The 16,352-nt window shown below is 73.6% G+C and carries 13 protein-coding genes; 6 read left to right on the top strand and 7 right to left on the bottom strand.

Annotation, left to right across the window (positions count from 1 at the left end; translation table 11 throughout):
- The first annotated feature begins 8 nt into the window (after positions 1-8).
- Positions 9-1,832: a hypothetical protein gene (locus OIE69_RS04000; protein ID WP_326570529.1), complete on the top strand. Its 1,824-nt coding sequence runs from the start codon at positions 9-11 to the stop codon at positions 1,830-1,832.
- 70 nt (positions 1,833-1,902) lie between these two features.
- On the opposite strand, the gene OIE69_RS03995 is transcribed toward OIE69_RS04000, so the two are convergent.
- Genes OIE69_RS03995 through OIE69_RS03985 form a run of 3 tightly spaced genes read right to left on the bottom strand, consistent with a single transcriptional unit; the run spans position 1,903 to position 6,419 of the window.
- Positions 1,903-2,976: an iron-siderophore ABC transporter substrate-binding protein gene (locus tag OIE69_RS03995; protein WP_326570528.1), complete on the bottom strand. Its 1,074-nt coding sequence runs from the start codon at positions 2,974-2,976 to the stop codon at positions 1,903-1,905.
- A gap of 57 nt (positions 2,977-3,033) precedes the next feature.
- A complete protein-coding gene (locus OIE69_RS03990) occupies positions 3,034-4,812 on the bottom strand; it encodes an ABC transporter ATP-binding protein (protein ID WP_326570527.1) in 1,779 nt (592 codons plus the stop codon).
- On the bottom strand, positions 4,809-6,419 hold the full coding sequence (locus tag OIE69_RS03985; protein ID WP_392567454.1) for an ABC transporter ATP-binding protein: 1,611 nt from the start codon (positions 6,417-6,419) through the stop codon (positions 4,809-4,811). Before OIE69_RS03985 ends, OIE69_RS03990 begins: the two co-directional genes overlap by 4 nt.
- A gap of 290 nt (positions 6,420-6,709) precedes the next feature.
- Here OIE69_RS03985 and OIE69_RS03980 point away from each other — a divergent pair, with 290 nt between their 5' ends.
- From OIE69_RS03980 to OIE69_RS03970, 3 genes are read left to right on the top strand one after another with little or no spacing between them, the layout of a single operon-like run.
- Positions 6,710-7,153 carry a MerR family transcriptional regulator gene (locus tag OIE69_RS03980; RefSeq protein WP_326570525.1) on the top strand — a complete coding sequence of 148 codons (444 nt, stop codon included), beginning with the start codon at positions 6,710-6,712 and terminating at the stop codon, positions 7,151-7,153.
- A gap of 13 nt (positions 7,154-7,166) precedes the next feature.
- Positions 7,167-7,517, top strand: a complete 351-nt coding sequence (locus OIE69_RS03975) for an NmrA family NAD(P)-binding protein (protein ID WP_326570524.1) — start codon at positions 7,167-7,169, stop codon at positions 7,515-7,517.
- Positions 7,420-8,199, top strand: coding sequence for an NAD-dependent epimerase/dehydratase family protein (locus tag OIE69_RS03970; protein ID WP_326570523.1), 780 nt, complete (start codon positions 7,420-7,422; stop codon positions 8,197-8,199). Before OIE69_RS03975 ends, OIE69_RS03970 begins: the two co-directional genes overlap by 98 nt.
- Before the next feature lie 13 nt (positions 8,200-8,212).
- Here the strand turns inward: OIE69_RS03970 and OIE69_RS03965 are convergent, their stop codons facing one another.
- Positions 8,213-8,797, bottom strand: coding sequence for a hypothetical protein (locus OIE69_RS03965; RefSeq protein ID WP_326570522.1), 585 nt, complete (start codon positions 8,795-8,797; stop codon positions 8,213-8,215).
- A gap of 99 nt (positions 8,798-8,896) precedes the next feature.
- The gene (locus OIE69_RS03960) at positions 8,897-9,208 is read right to left on the bottom strand and encodes a substrate-binding domain-containing protein (RefSeq protein ID WP_326570521.1); all 312 of its coding nucleotides are present in this window, start codon (positions 9,206-9,208) and stop codon (positions 8,897-8,899) included.
- 28 nt (positions 9,209-9,236) lie between these two features.
- Between OIE69_RS03960 and OIE69_RS03955 the strand changes: the two genes are divergently transcribed.
- Entirely contained in the window at positions 9,237-9,404 is a 168-nt protein-coding gene (locus OIE69_RS03955) for a hypothetical protein (RefSeq protein ID WP_326570520.1), read from the top strand.
- 210 nt (positions 9,405-9,614) lie between these two features.
- On the top strand, positions 9,615-10,457 hold the full coding sequence (locus tag OIE69_RS03950; RefSeq protein ID WP_326570519.1) for an aminoglycoside phosphotransferase family protein: 843 nt from the start codon (positions 9,615-9,617) through the stop codon (positions 10,455-10,457).
- Positions 10,458-10,555: 98 nt separating this feature from the next.
- On the opposite strand, the gene OIE69_RS03945 is transcribed toward OIE69_RS03950, so the two are convergent.
- Both OIE69_RS03945 and OIE69_RS03940 read right to left on the bottom strand, forming a co-directional pair.
- The gene (locus tag OIE69_RS03945) at positions 10,556-13,543 is read right to left on the bottom strand and encodes a glycoside hydrolase family 2 TIM barrel-domain containing protein (protein ID WP_326570518.1); all 2,988 of its coding nucleotides are present in this window, start codon (positions 13,541-13,543) and stop codon (positions 10,556-10,558) included.
- A gap of 68 nt (positions 13,544-13,611) precedes the next feature.
- Positions 13,612-16,341: a glycoside hydrolase family 38 N-terminal domain-containing protein gene (locus OIE69_RS03940; RefSeq protein ID WP_326570517.1), complete on the bottom strand. Its 2,730-nt coding sequence runs from the start codon at positions 16,339-16,341 to the stop codon at positions 13,612-13,614.
- Positions 16,342-16,352: the final 11 nt, after the last annotated feature.

Here is a 16,352-nt window from a genome sequence, read left to right as displayed (position 1 = left end):
CCCGCCCGGTGAGCGCCCGGGAAGAGCGCGACGCGCTCACCCTTCCGCCCGCCCTGTACGACCGCGCCCTGCACCTGCTGCGCGAATCCCCGGACGGGCTGCCGCCCCGGCGTGGGCACTCCCTCCCGGGGAAGGCCGAGTCAGCCGGTCCCCACCTGACCCGGGACGAGGTCAGGGCCGCCGTCCGCGCGGCCCTTGACCCGCTGCCGGACGACTCACCCACCCTCCACCACCGCTTCGCCCGGCTCGGCGTACGGGACAGCCACAGGCACCTGATCCGTTCCGCCGTCGAGGAGTTGCCGCTGCCGGAGGAGGAGCGGGACACGGCCCGTGCACTGGCCCGGCAGCTGACCAGGACCGGCACCACCGCGCCCGCCGTCACGGCGGGAATCGCCCTCCTCATCCGCGTCGGCGAGTCCGAGGACGTACCGCACCTCGCCGCTCTCGGGGTGTTCCGGCAGCTCACCGGCCTGGCCGTGAACGCCTTGGACGGACTGGACCGCAGGTCCGCGGCCGTCGTCCACCTCGCCACCTTCGCCGACGACGAGCTTCGGCCGCTCGTCCGCGCCCTCCGGACGGGAGACGAGCACGCGGTCCTCGCCGAAGTGACCGCCCTTCCCAACCCGCTCCACCGAGTCGGCGCCAGGGACGCTCGCCGGATCGCGGAGGCCGCCGGGCTGCCCGAACTGCTCGAGCGCCATCCCCGCGACACGGCACTTCTCGCCCAGGCGGTCAGCCTGCTCGTGCGGATGGGGCTCTCGTACGACGACCCGAGCCACCTCCTCGCCTACCGAGAGGCACTTGCCCTGTACGAGAGGGTCGTCACACGCGCCGGCCTCCTGCCGCCGAGCCTCGACCACCACGCCACCCTGCTCTCGCTCGCCCTCGACATGAGCAGCGGCTCCGCGGCGCTCCTGGACTGGCCGGGGGACCGGCGTGCGGCGCTGCTCGACACACTCGGGCGGCTGCTGGCCGAACCACGATGGGCCTCGCAGACGGAGATCCCCGAAAGCACCGCGGAGCAGCGGCGGCGGGCGGGCTGGATCCGGCGCACCGGGCGGCGGCCGTTCACCCTCCCGGCCACGGCCGGCCGGCTGCGCATCGAGGTGGTGGCGGGTGACCCGGTGGACCGGGACCGGGTCGAGACCCGCATCCTCGTCGACGGCCGCCCCGTCGTCCCGGCGCTCTTCTCCCGCGGTCCCGCCAACAGCCCCGAACTCCTCCTGGAGGAGGGGCGACTGCGCGCCGGTCCTGAGCCTCGCGAAGTGCAACTCGCGGAGGCGGGCTGTACGGAGGGCTGCTGCGGGGCGCTCCACGTCACGATCCGGCGCGACGGGGACCAGGTGGTGTGGTCGAACTGGCGCCGGGCGCTGCCCGGTTCCGAGGAGCCCGCGCCCCAGCCGGCGCCGTACCGCTTCGACGCTGCGGCCTACGACGCGGAGGTCGCCCGCGCGGAGACCGACCGTGGGTGGTCCTGGCGGGTTCGCACGGTGGCCCGCCTCATCAAAGCGGGTCTGGTGGCGGAGCCCGATCTGCTGAGCAGATGGGACGCGAGCCGGGGCTGGATCAGCAGCAGCTTCGACGACCGGGCGGACACCACCGTGGTGACCTTCTGGTACGTGCCCGGACTCGCCTCGGGGAACCCCGACCGGCCCGACAGCCCGCTCCAGTTCCGGTGGGACATCGCCGACGACGGCACACCGCCCGAGGCACAGGCCGCGGCCGCGTTGCTGCGCCTCGCCGGGGAGGACCCGAAGACCTACGCACGGGTGTCCGGCGGTACCCGGGAGCGCGCTCGGGAACTCGGGTACCCGTGGCCGGACACCTGGTGACCGGCACCGGGCCGACACGAAGCCGCCCGGTGGTGTGCGCGCCCGCACACACCACCGGGCAGGCGGACACTCAGGACGCGGGCTGCTCCACCTTCGTCGCCGGGTCGCCGTCCACCGCGGCGGCCAGCTGCGGGACGAGGCGGTCCAGGACGTAGGGGATGCTCAGCACGGTCGACAGGGAGACCGCGTTGCCGTAGTCGCCGGTCTCCTGGACGAAGACCTCGCGGCCCTCCTTCACGACCTTCAGGTCGGCGTACAGCTTGTCCTTGTGCAGCTTGGCGACGGCCCCGGTGGTGTCCGGCACGATCCACACGGCGACGCCCTGGTCGAGCAGGTCGGTGCGCTCCTTGCTGATGTTGGCGCCGAACTGGTCGCCGATCACCTTGTCCAGGTCCGCCGGGAGCTTCAGCCCGAGGTCGGACAGCAGCCGCGAACGCGCGTCCTGGCTGCCGTAGACGAAGGTGCCCTCGTACGGGGTGGCCATCACCGCGGTGGAGCCGGCGAAGTCGGGGTGCGCCTTCTTGGCCTCGGCGAACTTCGCCTCGACGCCCTCGACGAGCTTGGCGGCCTCCTCGGACCTGCCCAGCGCCTTGCCGATGGTCTCCGTCTGCTGCTGCCACGGGATGCCGTAGTCGTTGAACTCCTTGGGCTGCGCCACGACCGGGGCGAACTTCGACAGCGTGTCGTACTGCGCCTTGGTCAGGCCCGAGTACAGGGCGAGGATCAGATCGGGCTTGAGCGCGGCGATCTTCTCGACCTGCGGCCCGGTGCCGGTGTCCTTCAGGACGGTCGGCGCGGCGGCGGAGCCCAGCTTGTCCTGGGCCCAGGGGCCGACGGCGCCCTTGTAGCCGCCGATCCACTCCGTCGTGCCGACCGGGACGGTGCCGAGCGCGAGGACGGCGTCCTGGTCGGTGAGGCCCACGGTGACCACGCGCTTGGGCTCGGCCTTGATCGTGGTGCTGCCGTACTTGTTGGCGATCGTGACGGGGAAGGCGCTGCTCGCGGGCGCCTTGGTGGAGCCGGAGCCCGGCTTGGCCTCGTCGGAGGGGGAGTCGGAGGAGCCGCAGGCGGCTACCGCGCCGACAAGAACCAGTACGGAGGCGAGCAGTCCGGTGATCCGGGTGGCTCTGGTGGCGCGGGGCATCGCGTGATCCTTCTGTTCGTTTCGGTTGTGGACGGGTTCGTAGGGGGCGGCGGCCGGCTACGGCCGGGGGGTGCTGCGGTGCTCCGCCCACGCCTGCCACAGGGCGGCGTACGGCCCCCCTGCGGCGCGCAGTTCGTCGTGGGTGCCGCTCTCGGCGATGCGGCCCTCCTCCATCACCACCACCCGGTCGGCGGCGGCGGCCTGGCTGAGCCGGTGCGCGACGACCAGTGCCGTACGGCCCTCCAGCGCGCGCTCGGCGGCCTCCTCCAGCCGCCCGGCGCCGGAACTGCCGGCCTCCGCGGTCGCCTCGTCGAGGACGGCGACCGGCGGGTCGGCCAGCACCAGGCGGGCGAGGGCGAGTTGCTGCGAGCGGTCCGCGGTCAGCCGGTGACCGCCGTCGCCGACGACGGTGTCCAGGCCCTCGGGCAGCGCCTGCGCCCAGCCGAGCGCGCCCACCCGCTCCAGGGCCTCGCGCAGTTCCTCGTCGGTGGCGTCCGGGCGGGCCAGGCGCAGGTCGTCGGTGAGCGGGCCGGAGAAGACGTGCACCTCCTGCGTGACCAGCGCGACCGTGCGCCCGGTCTCCGCGGGCCGGCCACCGCCGACCTCGACCCGGCCCGACGACGGCTGGTGGATGCCGACGACGATCTTGGCGAGCGTGGTCTTGCCGGCGCCGCTGGCACCGACGAGGGCGACCTTCTCCTTGGGCCGGAGGACCAGGTCCACGTCGCTGAGCACCGGCCGCCCCGGCACGTAGGCGTGGCCGACGCCCTCAACGGTGACGGCCGGAACGCCGGGGACGTCCTGCGGCCGTGCGTCGTCCGCGGCGGCGGGTGCCGGCTCGTCGACGACCCCGACCAGCCGGGCCAGGGCGGCGGTCGCGGACTGGGCGTCGTCCAGCAGCACCAGCGCGGTGTTCACCGGGCCGAACAGACTGTGGAAGTACAGGGCCGCCGCCGTCGCCGTGCCGATCGACGCGGAACCGCCGCGCACCAGCAGGAAACCGGTGACCAGCACGGCGGCCAGCCCGGTGTACTCGGCCACGTGCAGCCGGCTGTAGAAGCGCAGCACCAGCTGCACCCCGCGAAGTGTCAGGTCGACGGCCGCACGGGAGCGTTCGGTGACCCGATCGGTGTGCCCGGCCTCGGCCCGGTAGGCCCGCACCGTCGCCGCGCCGCCGATCGTGTCGAGCAACTGCTGCTGCTGGGCGCCGGTGGAGATGCGCTCCTTCGCGTACAGCGGGGTGGCGTTGCGGACGTACCAGCGCGCGGTGTGCGCCTGCACCGGCAGCGCGAGCAGCGCCGCCAGCAGGAACCGCCAGTCCAGCACCGCGAGGGCGGCCAGCGTCAGCACGATGGACAGCCCCGACCGCACCAGTTCCGGCAGCGCGGTGCGCACCGCCTCCGCCACCCGTGACACGTCACGCGTCACGCGGGAGTTGAGGTCGCCGGATCCGGCCCGCTCCAGCCGCTCCAGCGGCAGGGACAGCGCCCGCTCGACGAAGCGCTCGCGCAGTTCGGCGAGCACGGTCTCACCGAGCCGCGACACCAGCGACATGCCGAAGGCCGTGGCCACGCCCTGCGCCACCGCGACCAGCACCAGCAGCACCACGGGAAGCGTCAGCGCCCCCGCCGGGCGCCGGTCGGTGACCAGGTCGACGATGTGCCCCAGCAGCGGCTGCGTCAGCAGTCCCACCGTGGTCGCCGCCACCATCACCACGGCCCCGCCCACGGCCAGCGCCCGGTGGGGACGCAGCAGTTCGCGCACCGCCGCGCGGGTCCGCGCGGGCGTCGCGGTGGGCAGCAGTTCGCGCGCCGCGGATCCCGATGCCGTCGTCATGCCAGTACCGCCGTCCGGTAGGTCGGGTCGCCGTGCACGAGGTCGCCGTGCACGCCGTCGGCGGCCACCCGGCCGCCGTCGAGGAGGACGACGCGGTCGGCCACGGACAGCAGGGCCGGGCTGTTGGTGACCAGCAGCGTCGTGCGGCCCCGGCGGTGCTCGCGCAGGCCGCCGGCGATGCGGGCCTCGGTGACCGCGTCGACCGCCGTGGTGGGGTCGTGGACGACGAGCACCGGGCGGTCGGCGACGAGGGCGCGGGCGAGCGCGACGCGCTGGCGCTGGCCGCCGGAGAGCGAGCGACCGCCCTCGGTGACCTCGGAGGCGGTGCCCTGCGGCAGGGCCCGCGCGACCTCGTCGGCGCAGGCGGCGGCCAGCGCGCGGTCGGTGTCCCCGGCGCCGCCCAGGTTGTCGGCGAGGGTGCCCTCGAACAGATCGGCGTCGTGCGCCGCGACGAGGACCGCGGTGCGCAGCCGCGCGGGGTCGAGCTCCGGCAGGGGCACGCCGTCCAGTTCGACGACGCCGGCCTCCGGGTCCGTGGTGCGGCCGAGGCAGGCGAGCAGCGCCTGCGCGGCGGCCGGGTCGGTGCTGGCCACGCCGAGCAGTTCGCCGGGCCGTACGTCGAGGTCGGCCCCGCGCAGCGCGCCGAGGGTGACGCCGCGCAGCCGCAGGCCGCCCAGCACCGGTTGCGGCAGGGGGCGTTCACCGGGCAGCACGTCGGGTTCCGCGGCGAGCACGGCCGCGATGCGTCCCGCGGAGGCCCGCCCCTGGGCGAACTCGGCGTTGACCCAGGCGAAGACCTCCAGCGGACCCAGGAGGAACAGGGCCAGGCCGACGGCCGACACGAGCTGACCCAGCGTGATGTCGCCGGCCGCGGCGAGCCGTCCGCCGATCAGCGCCACGAGCGCGATGAAGACGCCGGTGAGCGTGAGCACCACCCCGCTCTGCCAGGCCTCGGCGCGCGCCGCCCGCACCGTCGCGCCGAGCGAGGCGCGGCTGGTGCGCCGGTAGCGTTCGACGGCGGCGGCCTGCGCGCCGATGCCCTTGAGCACCCGCAGTCCGGCCACCAGGTCGGCGGCTATCCCGGAGGCGTACGCGGCCCCCTCCTGCTCGGCTTCGCTGCGCCGCTCCAGGGGCTTGCTCAACAGGTGCCCGAGCCAGAGCAGCACCGGTGTGCCGAGGAGGACGACCAGGCCGAGCGGCACGGAGATGCGCAGCAGCGCCACGGCGCTGACCAGGAGTCCGGTCAGGGCCGAGATCCCGGTCATGACCGCCATGTTGACGGCGCCGACCCGTTTGGCGTCCTCGGTGGCGATGTTCGCCAACTCGCCCGGCAGGTGGCCGCGTTCGGCGCCGCCGCCGGGGTCGAGGACCCTTCGTACGAGCGTGATCCGCAGGTCGTGCGCGGCCTGTTCGGCAGCGCGTTCGCCGGCGCGGGCGCCGAAGCGGAAGCTGAAGGAGAGCCCCACGTACACCACGGCCAGCACCGCGAGCCAGCCGAACAGCGCGCGGCCGTCTCCGTCGGAGACGGCCTGGTCGATGACGATGCCGATGACGACGGGGACGAGAGCCTCCCCGAACTGATGGCCGGCGCCGAGTACGGCGCCCACGGCGACGTCCTTCCGGCGGCCCCTGACCGTCCGCAGCAGGACATCCCGCCCTGACGGCACCTTCGTTCCCACCCCGCGACCCCTCCGGTACCCAGCCGACGGCGACCAGCACCCATGTCTGAAATTTAGGTAAGGCTACACTAAGTCCTTCTCGGGGGTGAGGTCCCCCGGAGACATCCGGAGCACCGCGGCGCACGACGCGCCGGTGCCGGAGCGAAGTGACCTCGGCCACGTGCGCACCCCACGCTTGACCTCAAGCGCTTGAGGTTCCGAAGACTGAGGACGTGGCAATGACAGACGCCCCGCCGGTGTCGATCCAAGAGGTGTCGCGACGCAGCGGCCTCTCCGAGCCGACACTCCGGTACTACGAGAAGATCGGCCTCATCGGCCCGGTCCCCCGCGACGCGGGCAGCGGACACCGCCGCTACGGCGCTGCCGCGGTGGAGAGGATCGAGGCCCTGAGCTGCCTCAAGGCGACCGGGATGAGTGTGCGCGACATGCACGCCTACCTCCGTCACCTCGACGGGGAGGCGGACGCCGACCGGGCCGCGCAGCTGCGCGAGCTGTTCCGGCGCAACGCCGACCGGGTGGCCGAGGAGCTTGGGCGGATGCGGGTCCGCCTGCGCTACCTGCAGTTGAAGACCGACCTGTGGGACGCGCGGGAGCGGGGCGACGACGAAGCGGAGCGGTGTGCCGTGGACGAACTCACGCGCACGGTGCCCGAACTGAGATAGGGAAGAGAAGACCATGCACGACCACGACCTGACCCCCGGCTCCGGACCCGTCCTCGTGACCGGTGGCAGCGGCTACCTCGGCTCGCACGTCGTCGACGCACTGCTGCGGGCCGGCCACCGGGTGCGCACCACCGTCCGGTCGCTCGACCGCGCGGACGACGTCCGTGCGACGGCGGCCCGTGCGGGCGCCGACCCCGGCGAACGGCTGGACGTCGTCCAGGCCGACCTGGCTTCGGACGAGGGCTGGGCGGAGGCGGTGAAGGCACGTGGCGTCGCCCTTCCCGGCCCGTCAGCCCCGCACCGAGGACGAGGTCGTCGTCCCGGCCCGGGACGGCGCACTGCGCGTGCTGCGGGCGGCGCGTGACCACGGCGTCCGGCGCGTGGTGCTGACCTCGTCCTTCGCCGCCGTCGGCTACAGCCGTACGGGCGGCGGCGCGTACGACGAGAGCGACTGGACCGACCCCGCGGACGACCTGACGCCCTACATCAAGTCCAAGGCCGTCGCCGAGCGCGCCGCCTGGGACTTCGCGGCGGCCGAGGGAGGAGGCCTCGAACTGGCCGTGATCAACCCCCCGGGGATCTTCGGCCCCGTGCTGGGCGCGCACCTCTCCGCCTCGGTGGCGCTGGTCAAGGCGATGCTGGAGGGAGCCCTGCCGGTGGTCCTGCCGCAGTACTTCGACGTGGCCGACGTGCGTGACGTGGCGCAGGCCCATCTGCGGGCCATGACGGAACCGGCCGCCGCGGGCGAGCGGTTCCTCGTCGGCAGCGGCACGCCGACGAGCTTCCTGGGGATGGCCCGCGTCCTGGCGGAGGGCCTGGGCGAGCGCGCCGCGAAGGTGCCGGCGCGGGAGCTGACCCCCGAGGAGGTGCGGGAGGGCGCGCGCACCGACCCGGCGCTGCGGGAGGCGGCGAGCCGGCTGGGCGAGGTGCCGGTGCTGCGCACCGACAAAGCGCGCGCGGTGCTGGGCTGGGAGCCGCGCTCCGTGCGGACGACCGTCCTCGAGACCGCCGAGAGCCTGTTCCGGCTGGGGCTGGTCGAGGCCTGACGCTCCGTGCGGGTCACGTCTCCCAGTGGTACCCGAGGGTGAAGTCGACCACCACGGCGAAGGTCAAATACAGCAGCCAGGCGGCGGTCAGCAGGCGGAACAGCCCCATCACGCGCTCGGCGACGGGGACGCCGACCGACATGACGAACTTGCTCAGGTACACGACGAAGAGCCCGACGAAGACCAGTCCGACGGGCCAGTCGTTGGCGGCGAAGAACACCGTCGCGCCGAGGGCCGACAGGACCATGTAGGCCACGCCGACACCGGCGTTGACGCGTGCGTCGTTGCCGCGGTAGCGGTCCCAGCCGAGCGCGAACCAGTGGATGCCGTACGCCGTGAAGGCCAGTGCGGCCATGTAGAGCGGCGGCTCCTTGAAGACCTCGAACCAGGTGAGGCCCACGAAGAGGATGACGCCGGCCAGGAGCTGGCAGAGGCCCGGCAGCCAGATGCCCCAGACGCCCATCGCCCGGTCGACCTTCTCGTCCCTCTTGGGCCAGCCGAACAGTTCCTGGGAGCCCCAGATCAGATAGCCGGTCGCCAGACCGAAGAAGCCGAGGGCGAGCGGTGGGTACACCGACGGTTCAAAGATCACATCCATTAGTCCATTATTCACCCAAATGGGTCATTTTGCATATGAAATGCAGAGGGTGCCACGCACGCATCCCGGGCCGGTCGGTGACGGACAGCCCTCTCGGTGTCACCCTCCGTCGCGCACCGGTGCGGTGCTGTCCCGGACGGCCCGCTGCGTCGCGAGCTCCACCCTCGGCAGGTCGGCCTCCTCCCCGTCGACCAGCCGCGGCAGCGTGCGTGCCGCCATCGCGGCCATGGCCTGCAGCGGCTGGCGGACGGTGGTGAGGGCGGGGGCCGTCCACCGGGTGACGGGCACGTCGTCCAAGCCGACGACGCTGATGTCGCCGGGGACGTCCAACCCGCGCTCGCGCAGCGCGGTGCAGGCGTCGAAGGCCTGCAGGCCGCTGGCGGCGAGCTCCATCAAGCCCGGTGGTTTCACCGGGGCCTCCGTCACCGTCCACTACCGCGTGAACGGCGGTACGCAGGCGAACCACTTCCTGACCTGGAACGCCTCGGCCGGCCGCTGGGAGCAGCCCGTCCCGCTGCGCTCCGGGGACACCTACACCTTCGACTCCCTGCCCGCCGGGCAGACCGCGCAGCCCACCGGCGCCGCCTTCACCTGCACCGCCTCCTGACCACCGCCCGGCGGAAGGCCGGCCCAAACATGTTGCCGACGCTCGTCGAGGTGGAGAAGGATCTCCTGCCGGGACGCGAGAGTGCCCGGGAGGGCAACGTCAGCGACGGCTCGGCGGGATCGAAGGACTCGATGTGGCACCCGCCTTCCTCCGGACCGCTCGAACGCCCCAGGCGTATGTGTGGTGTGCCCGACAACAAGGGAGGACGTCATGGAGCCGTCGCAACTCCGCCGCGCGGTCGAGGCGGCACGGGCGACCGCCTCGGAGCTGGGCCTGAAGGTCGACGACGTGGTCGTCGTCCACGACTCGGACCGTGTCGCGCTGCATCTCGTCCCTTGCGGTGTGCTGGCCAGGGTCGCCCCCGCGGGCCATCTGGCCGATTCCGAGTTCGAAGTGGCGGTCGCCCGCATCCTCGCCGGCGTCGACGCTCCCGTGGCCGAGCTCGACCCCAGGGTCGACCCCCGCGTCCATGTGCGTGACGCCTTCGCCGTCTCGCTCTGGACGTACTACGAACCTGTGGGATCGCGGATCGCTCCGGCCGACTACGCGGACGCGTTCCTGCGGCACCATGCCGCCCTGCGCCGGATCGACCTGGACGCACCGCATGTCACCGATCGAGTCGCCTTGGCACTGGGAGAAGTCGACGACCGGGAGCGATCCCCCGAGCTGTCCGACGCCGACCGGGAGTTCCTCCGCGGCACACTGGCCGCTCTTAGCGCGGCGGTCGGCATCGACAGGGCCGGCGAGCAACTGCTGCACGGCGAGCCGCATCCGGGCAACCTCCTCAGCACATGGAGGGGTCCGCTCTTCGTGGACCTCGCCACGTGCTGCCGCGGGCCGGTCGAGTTCGATCTCGCCCATGCGCCCGAAGAAGTGGCAGAGCACTACGCGGGGGCCGACCACGAACTGATCCACCGGTGCCGCGCCCTGAACTGGGCGATGTTCTCGGCCTGGCGCTGGCGCCGGGACGACCGGATGCCCGACCGGGACCACTGGAGAGCGGAGGGGCTCCGCCGGGTTCGTGCCGCACTCGACCGCTGCGGACCGGGCTGAACCCGGGACGGAGGGGATCCGCCTTCCCCGCACCGTCCCCCTGGACCCGTCCGCCCGGGGCCCGTCGCCGACACGGGACCCGGGCGGACGCGGACACGTCAGCCCGCCGTGATCCGGAGCCTGATCGTGCGGGCCTGCGGGCGGAGCGCGAACTCCGGCCACACGTCGGGTCCGCACGCCCGGGAGCCGAGTCCGTGCTGGGCCGCGTCGACGAAGAGGTGACTGGTCGCCGACCGGGGGAGCTCGAACGGGTGCGCCGCCCGGGCGATCTGCTGCGGCGTGTGACGGCTGAGCGTGAAGCCGGGCAGGCGGCCCTGCACGTCCGGGACGGCCGCGAAACGCAGCACTCCGGCGCCGCCACTGGTCAGCTCCAGCTCCCGCCACCGGGAGCGGTGCCCGGTCTCCTGGGGGCGCGCGTAGTCGACCGAGAGGTCGTCGACACCGGCGGAGAACCGGCCGGTGCGCGCCGCACGAAGGCTGTCGGGGTAGGACTCGTGCGGGCCGAGGCCGAACCACTCGGCCCCGTCGACCGGAGCTGCGCCGTCGGGGAGGTCGAACCGGACGCCGATCCGCGGCCACACCGTCGTCCAGCCGCCCGACGGCTCGATCTCCACGCGCAGTTCGAGCTCGTCGCCCTCCAGGGACCAGACCGTCTCCACCGTCACCGACGACGCGGAGTCCGCCGCGGAGACCCTGGCGACGGTCCGCAGGGCGTCCGCGGCGGTCTCCACCGACAGCAGCCGCGAGGTCAGCCGGTCCAGGCCGTCGCGCCGCCACAGCTCGGCGTTGGAGACCCCGGGGACGTGGGCGTCGCTCTCCTCGGCCACCCCCGAGGTGCCCTCGTCGTTGTCGGTCGGGGCACGGAACAGCTCCAGGCGCGGGCCCGCCACGGCGCGCCCGGCGAGTCGTACGAGGGCCCCCTCGGCGAACTCGGCGATGCCGAGCGTCAGCGTCCCGTCGCTCCGCCGCCAGTCGGCCGGCAGCCGGACGGCGGGCGCGGTACGCCGCGCCGAACGGTCCAGCTGGGCGGTCGCGACCACATGCCCCTCGCCCGCCCACACGGTGCCGGTGGCCAGGACCGCGTCCACGGTGAGCCATGTCTCCGACTCCAGGGACACCGCGATCCGCGGCAGCGGCACGCGCGCCGACCCGCCGGCCGCGACGACGGGCACCTCCAGGTCCCCGGAGTCCACGGGCCTCCCGTCGTGCTCGACGCGCCAGCGGAAGCGCAGGTCCGAGGTGTCCGCCGAGTGCCGCAGATTGGCGACCGTGACCGCGCCGTCGCCGTCGCCGTCGAAGGTGAAGCGGAGCGGCTGCACGACGGCCTTGAACTCGTGGAGACCGGGGGTCGGGACGCCGTCGCTGAGCACCATCCCGTCCATCACGAAGTTGCCGTCGTGCACGACCTCCCCGAAGTCGCCGCCGTACGCGTAGTAGGGCGTGCCGTCCGGTGCCGTCGCCCGGATGCCGTGGTCGCGCCACTCCCAGACGAACCCGCCGTGCAGGCGCGGGTGCCGGTGCACCAGCTCCTCGTACTGGTCGAGGGCACCGGGCCCGTTGCCCATCGCGTGGGCGTACTCGCACAGCAGGAACGGCTTGGTGCGCTGCCGCGCGCCCTGCGAGGGGGTGCAGTCCTGCAGGGGTGCGCGCGAGCCGTCCGTCCCGATCTGCTCGGTCTCCGCCACCGACGCGTACATGCGCGAGTAGACGTCCGTGTACGCGCCGGCGTGGTCGCCCTCGTAGTGCACGGGGCGTCCCGCGTCGCGGGCGTGGACCCACGCCGACATCGCGGCGAGGTTGCCGCCCGTCCCCGCCTCGTTGCCGAGCGACCACATCACGACGCTGGGGTGGTTCTTGTCCCGTTCCACGGTGCGCCGGACACGGTCCAGGTACGCCTCGCGCCACGCCGGGTCGTCGCTGGGGTTGCCGGCCCAGGCGCCGTCCTTGTCGAAGCCGTGCGTCTCCAGGTCGCACTCGAGCACGACCCAGAACCCGAGTTCGTCGGCGAGGTCGAGCAGCCGCGGGTGCGGCGGGTAGTGGCTGGTGCGGATCGCGTTGACGTTGAACCGCTTCATCAGGGCCAGGTCCTCGCGCGCGTGCGCCTCGTCGAAGACACGGCCGCGCTCGGGGTGGGTCTCGTGGCGGTTCATCCCGTGGAAGACGACGCGGCGGCCGTTGACGAGGAACCGGTCGCCGCGGATCTCGACGGTGCGGAAGCCCGTCCGGACGGTGACGGTCTCCGCGGCCGAGGCCACGGTGACCTCGTACAGCCGCGGCACTTCGGCCGACCAGGGCTCGACGCCGTCGACCTCGAACGGGGCCACCTCGGCGGCGGAGACCCAGACCCGCTCGACGCCGAGTTCGGGGATGCGGAGGGTGACGGGGAAGGCCGCCGCCCCCGCGGTGACTACCGGGTCGATCCACCCGCGCCCCTGCTCGAACCCGGTGCGCAGCCAGACGTCCTCGACGCCTCCGGCCGGCCGCGCGATCAGGGTGACGTCGCGGAAGATGCCCGGCAGCCACCACTGGTCCTGGTCCTCGAGGTAGCTCGCCGCCGACCACTGGTGCACCCGCACCGCGACGACGTTGTCGCCCGGGCGCACGGACGAGGTCACGTCGAACTCGTGGGCGAGCCGGCTGCCGGAGGCGCTGCCGATCTCGTCGCCGTTCACCCAGACCTTGAACAGCGACTCGACCCCGTCGAACCGCAGCACGACCCGCTCGGCCCGCGTCCAGTCGGCGGGCAGGTCGAAGTGGCGGCGGTAGTCGCCGGTGGGGTTCTCGTCCGGTACGTGGGGCGGGTCGACGGGGAAGGGGTACTGGATGTTGGTGTAGATCGGCCGGCCGTAGGCCCCGTCGCCCTGGAGCACCCAGTGGGAGGGCACCGGGATGCCGTCCCAGCCGCCGTCGTCGAATCCTTCGGCCGCGAAGTCCTCCGCCGCCGTCGCCGTGGGCGAGAGCCGGAACCGCCAGTGCCCGTTGAGGGAGCGGGAGGGGGCGTCGGAGTGCAGCCACGAGCGCGCGGGGCGCAGCGCGCCACGCCCTGGGGTGGTGTCCGAAACATACGCGGAGAGCTGGGAGGGCAAGAGGTCACAACTCTTTCTTGGTAGCGGAGGGGGGATCCGGGGTGCGGTGGCGGTCGGGTCCGCGACCGCTACCGGAGCACGATCGTCCGGATCTCCCACGGGCCGAGGGCGAGTTCGAGGCCGCCCTCCGCGGGTTCGGTGGCCAGCGGCCGGCCGAGCAGGTCGACGGTGGTCACCCGGGTGAAGGCGCCGGTGACGCGGGCCGTGGCGCCCGTATCGCTCATCGCCACCAGCCGCACCTCGGTGCCGGCGCCGAGGTCGCCGCCGGTGACGCGGCGGAGGGCCGAGACGAACACGTCCGTGCCGTCGACGCGCACGCCGGCGGTGTCGGCGGGCAGCCGCTCCCCGGCGGGCGCGGTACCGCGGGTGACCAGCACGTCGTTGCGGAACTCCTCGGCGAGGGCGACCGCGTCCGCGTCCTGCCAGCCGGTCGCCGAGGGCACGATCGCGAAACGGTTCTCGATGCGCACCCCGAGGTCCTGGGCCCCCGGCGCGGGGATCTCGCTCGCCGCCGGCTCGTCGCGCAGCGGATGGATGTTGACGCTGATCGAGCCGATCGCGCGCAGCAGGGTGACGGCGAGTTCGGCGCCCTCGCCGGTGAGCTCGTACTCGGTGGCGTGGTCGAGCAGCACGGTGGCCGCGCCGGCCGAGACGAAGGTGCTCGCGGGGAAGGTCGGGATCGGGTACTCGCCCCAGCCGCCCTCGGCGGTGAGCCCGCGCTCGGTGACGGCGAGCTGCCCGGCCGACGCCGAGACGGCCGCCGGCCGGGGAAGCGGCACGTGGAAGCGCAGCCGGTGGTCGGCGGCCTGGTTCAGGAACGAGGTCGTGACGCGCACGAACGGCTCGCCCGCACGCAGTTCCACCAGGGTCTCGACCGGCGTCGGCACGGTCCGGCCGGCGCGCACGTCGCGGTCGGGGGAGAGCGCGGCGGGCCACGCGTACACACGGGTGATGCGCACCCTCGACCGCAGCGGGCCGTTCTCGAGGAGCTCGACGGCGACCTCCGTCGGTTCCGAGACGAGCAGATCGTGCGCCGGTGGGCCGTAGTTGTAGCTGTCGCCGCGGTCTCCGCCGTCGACGAGACGGCCGACCCCGCGCAGCACGGTGCCGTCCGCCCCGGTCACCTCCAGGGTGCCGTCGGAGGCGATCACGACCTCGACCAGCCCGTTCGACAGCGCCCCGGCCGTCGCCGTCGCCGGCGCGAACGCCATGGCCGGCGCGGCCGCCCGCGCGGCCGGTGCCACCGTGAAGCTCGCGAGCCCGGAGGCCGGGACGGCGACCGGCACCAGCGCGGTCGCCCGTGCCTCCTCCAGTGTCAGCACCCGCCACTCACCCGGGTGCGCGGCTGCCGCGGCGGCGACCTCGCGGCGCAGGATCAGCAGGTCGAACGGCCCGCTGGAGGGCACCTCGGCGAGGTGGAAGACGAGCGACCCCGCCGTGAGCTCGTAGTGGTCGATCTGCCGGCCGAACAACTCGCGGCGGTGGATGCGGCGCAGTACGCGTTCGAGCTGCGAGGCGTCCATGCGCTCGTCGCTGAGCACGGTCGGCGCCTCCGCCACCAGCTGCACGGGGTGCTCCGAGCCGTCGGCCGCGGTCGCGACCAGGACGGACCCCTCGGGCGGGGCCATGACGTCGACCTCGACCAGCGTCGTGCGGGGGGTGGCCAGCGGGTTGGCGACGAGGTGGCCGTCGGCGGGCACGCGGGCGGCCGGTCCGGCCAGCGCCGCGTCCCGGACGGCGCGCGCGGCGTGCGCGGCCTCGGCGAGCCGCGCCTCGACCTGGTCGGCGGTCTCGTCCGTGCCGGAGCCGACGACCGAGTCGTGGGCGCTCGACTCGATGATCTTGTGCCAGGCGAGCGAGAGGAACGGCGAGTCGTCACGCGTGGACCACAGCGCGTTCATCCGCTCGGCATGGTCGACGGTGCGCTCGGCGACGGCCATCCGGCGCTTGAGCCCGCGCCGCACCGAGAGCACGCCCGGCAGGATGTTGCCGCGCACATGGCTGCGCAGTTCGCCGGTGACGACCGCCGGGACCTCGTCGCGCACGTGCTTGCGAATGTACTCGTCGAGCGTGGCGATGGTGATGGCGCGTTCCCCGCCCGAGGCCTGCCGCAGCCACTCGGCCAGCCGCGGGTCCGGTGCGTTGTGGTCGGTGCCCGCCATCGCGAGCACCGGGTCGCCGCCCCACCGGCCGGCCGTCATCTCCGCGTACTCGCCCAGCGCGCGCCCGATCTGGTCGGGCACCAGCAGCACGTCGAGGCCGTTGTCGTAACCGTCGAAGAGGAACTCGGTGCGCACCTCCGAGCCGTCCGGGGCACGCCAGCGGAAGGCGTGGCCGTCGACGGAGCCGGGCACCCCGCGCCACAGCGCCGCGTGCTCGATGCCCGCGCGCGCCAGGATCTGCGGCATCTGGGCGACGTGGCCGAACATGTCCGGCAGGTAGCCGATGGGCATGGAGCCGCCCAGTTCGGCCGCGGCGGCCCACCCCATCTGCAGGTTGCGGACGATGGTCTCGCCCGAGCAGAGGAACTCGTCGAGCAGGATCAGCCACGGCCCGATCGCGAGCCGGCCCTCGGTGACCAGGGCCGTGACGCGCTCGCGGTTCTCCGGCCGCATCTCCAGGTAGTCCTCGAGCGCGGCCATCTGCCCGTCGACGGTGAAGCGGAAGTCCGGGTTCGTCTCGGCCGTCTCCAGCACGGTGTCGAGGGCGGCGACGAGTCGGTGCCGGAAGACCTGGAAGGGCTCGTACCATTCCCGGTCCCAGTGGAAGTGGGGCACGAATACGGCGGAATTGGGCATGGGAACGGGAC

It is taken from the genome of Actinacidiphila glaucinigra (assembly GCF_035918135.1).
Taxonomy (GTDB): domain Bacteria; phylum Actinomycetota; class Actinomycetes; order Streptomycetales; family Streptomycetaceae; genus Actinacidiphila; species Actinacidiphila glaucinigra.
Note: the sequence above shows the minus strand (reverse complement) of the source record. Positions and strands in the feature narration are given on the sequence as shown.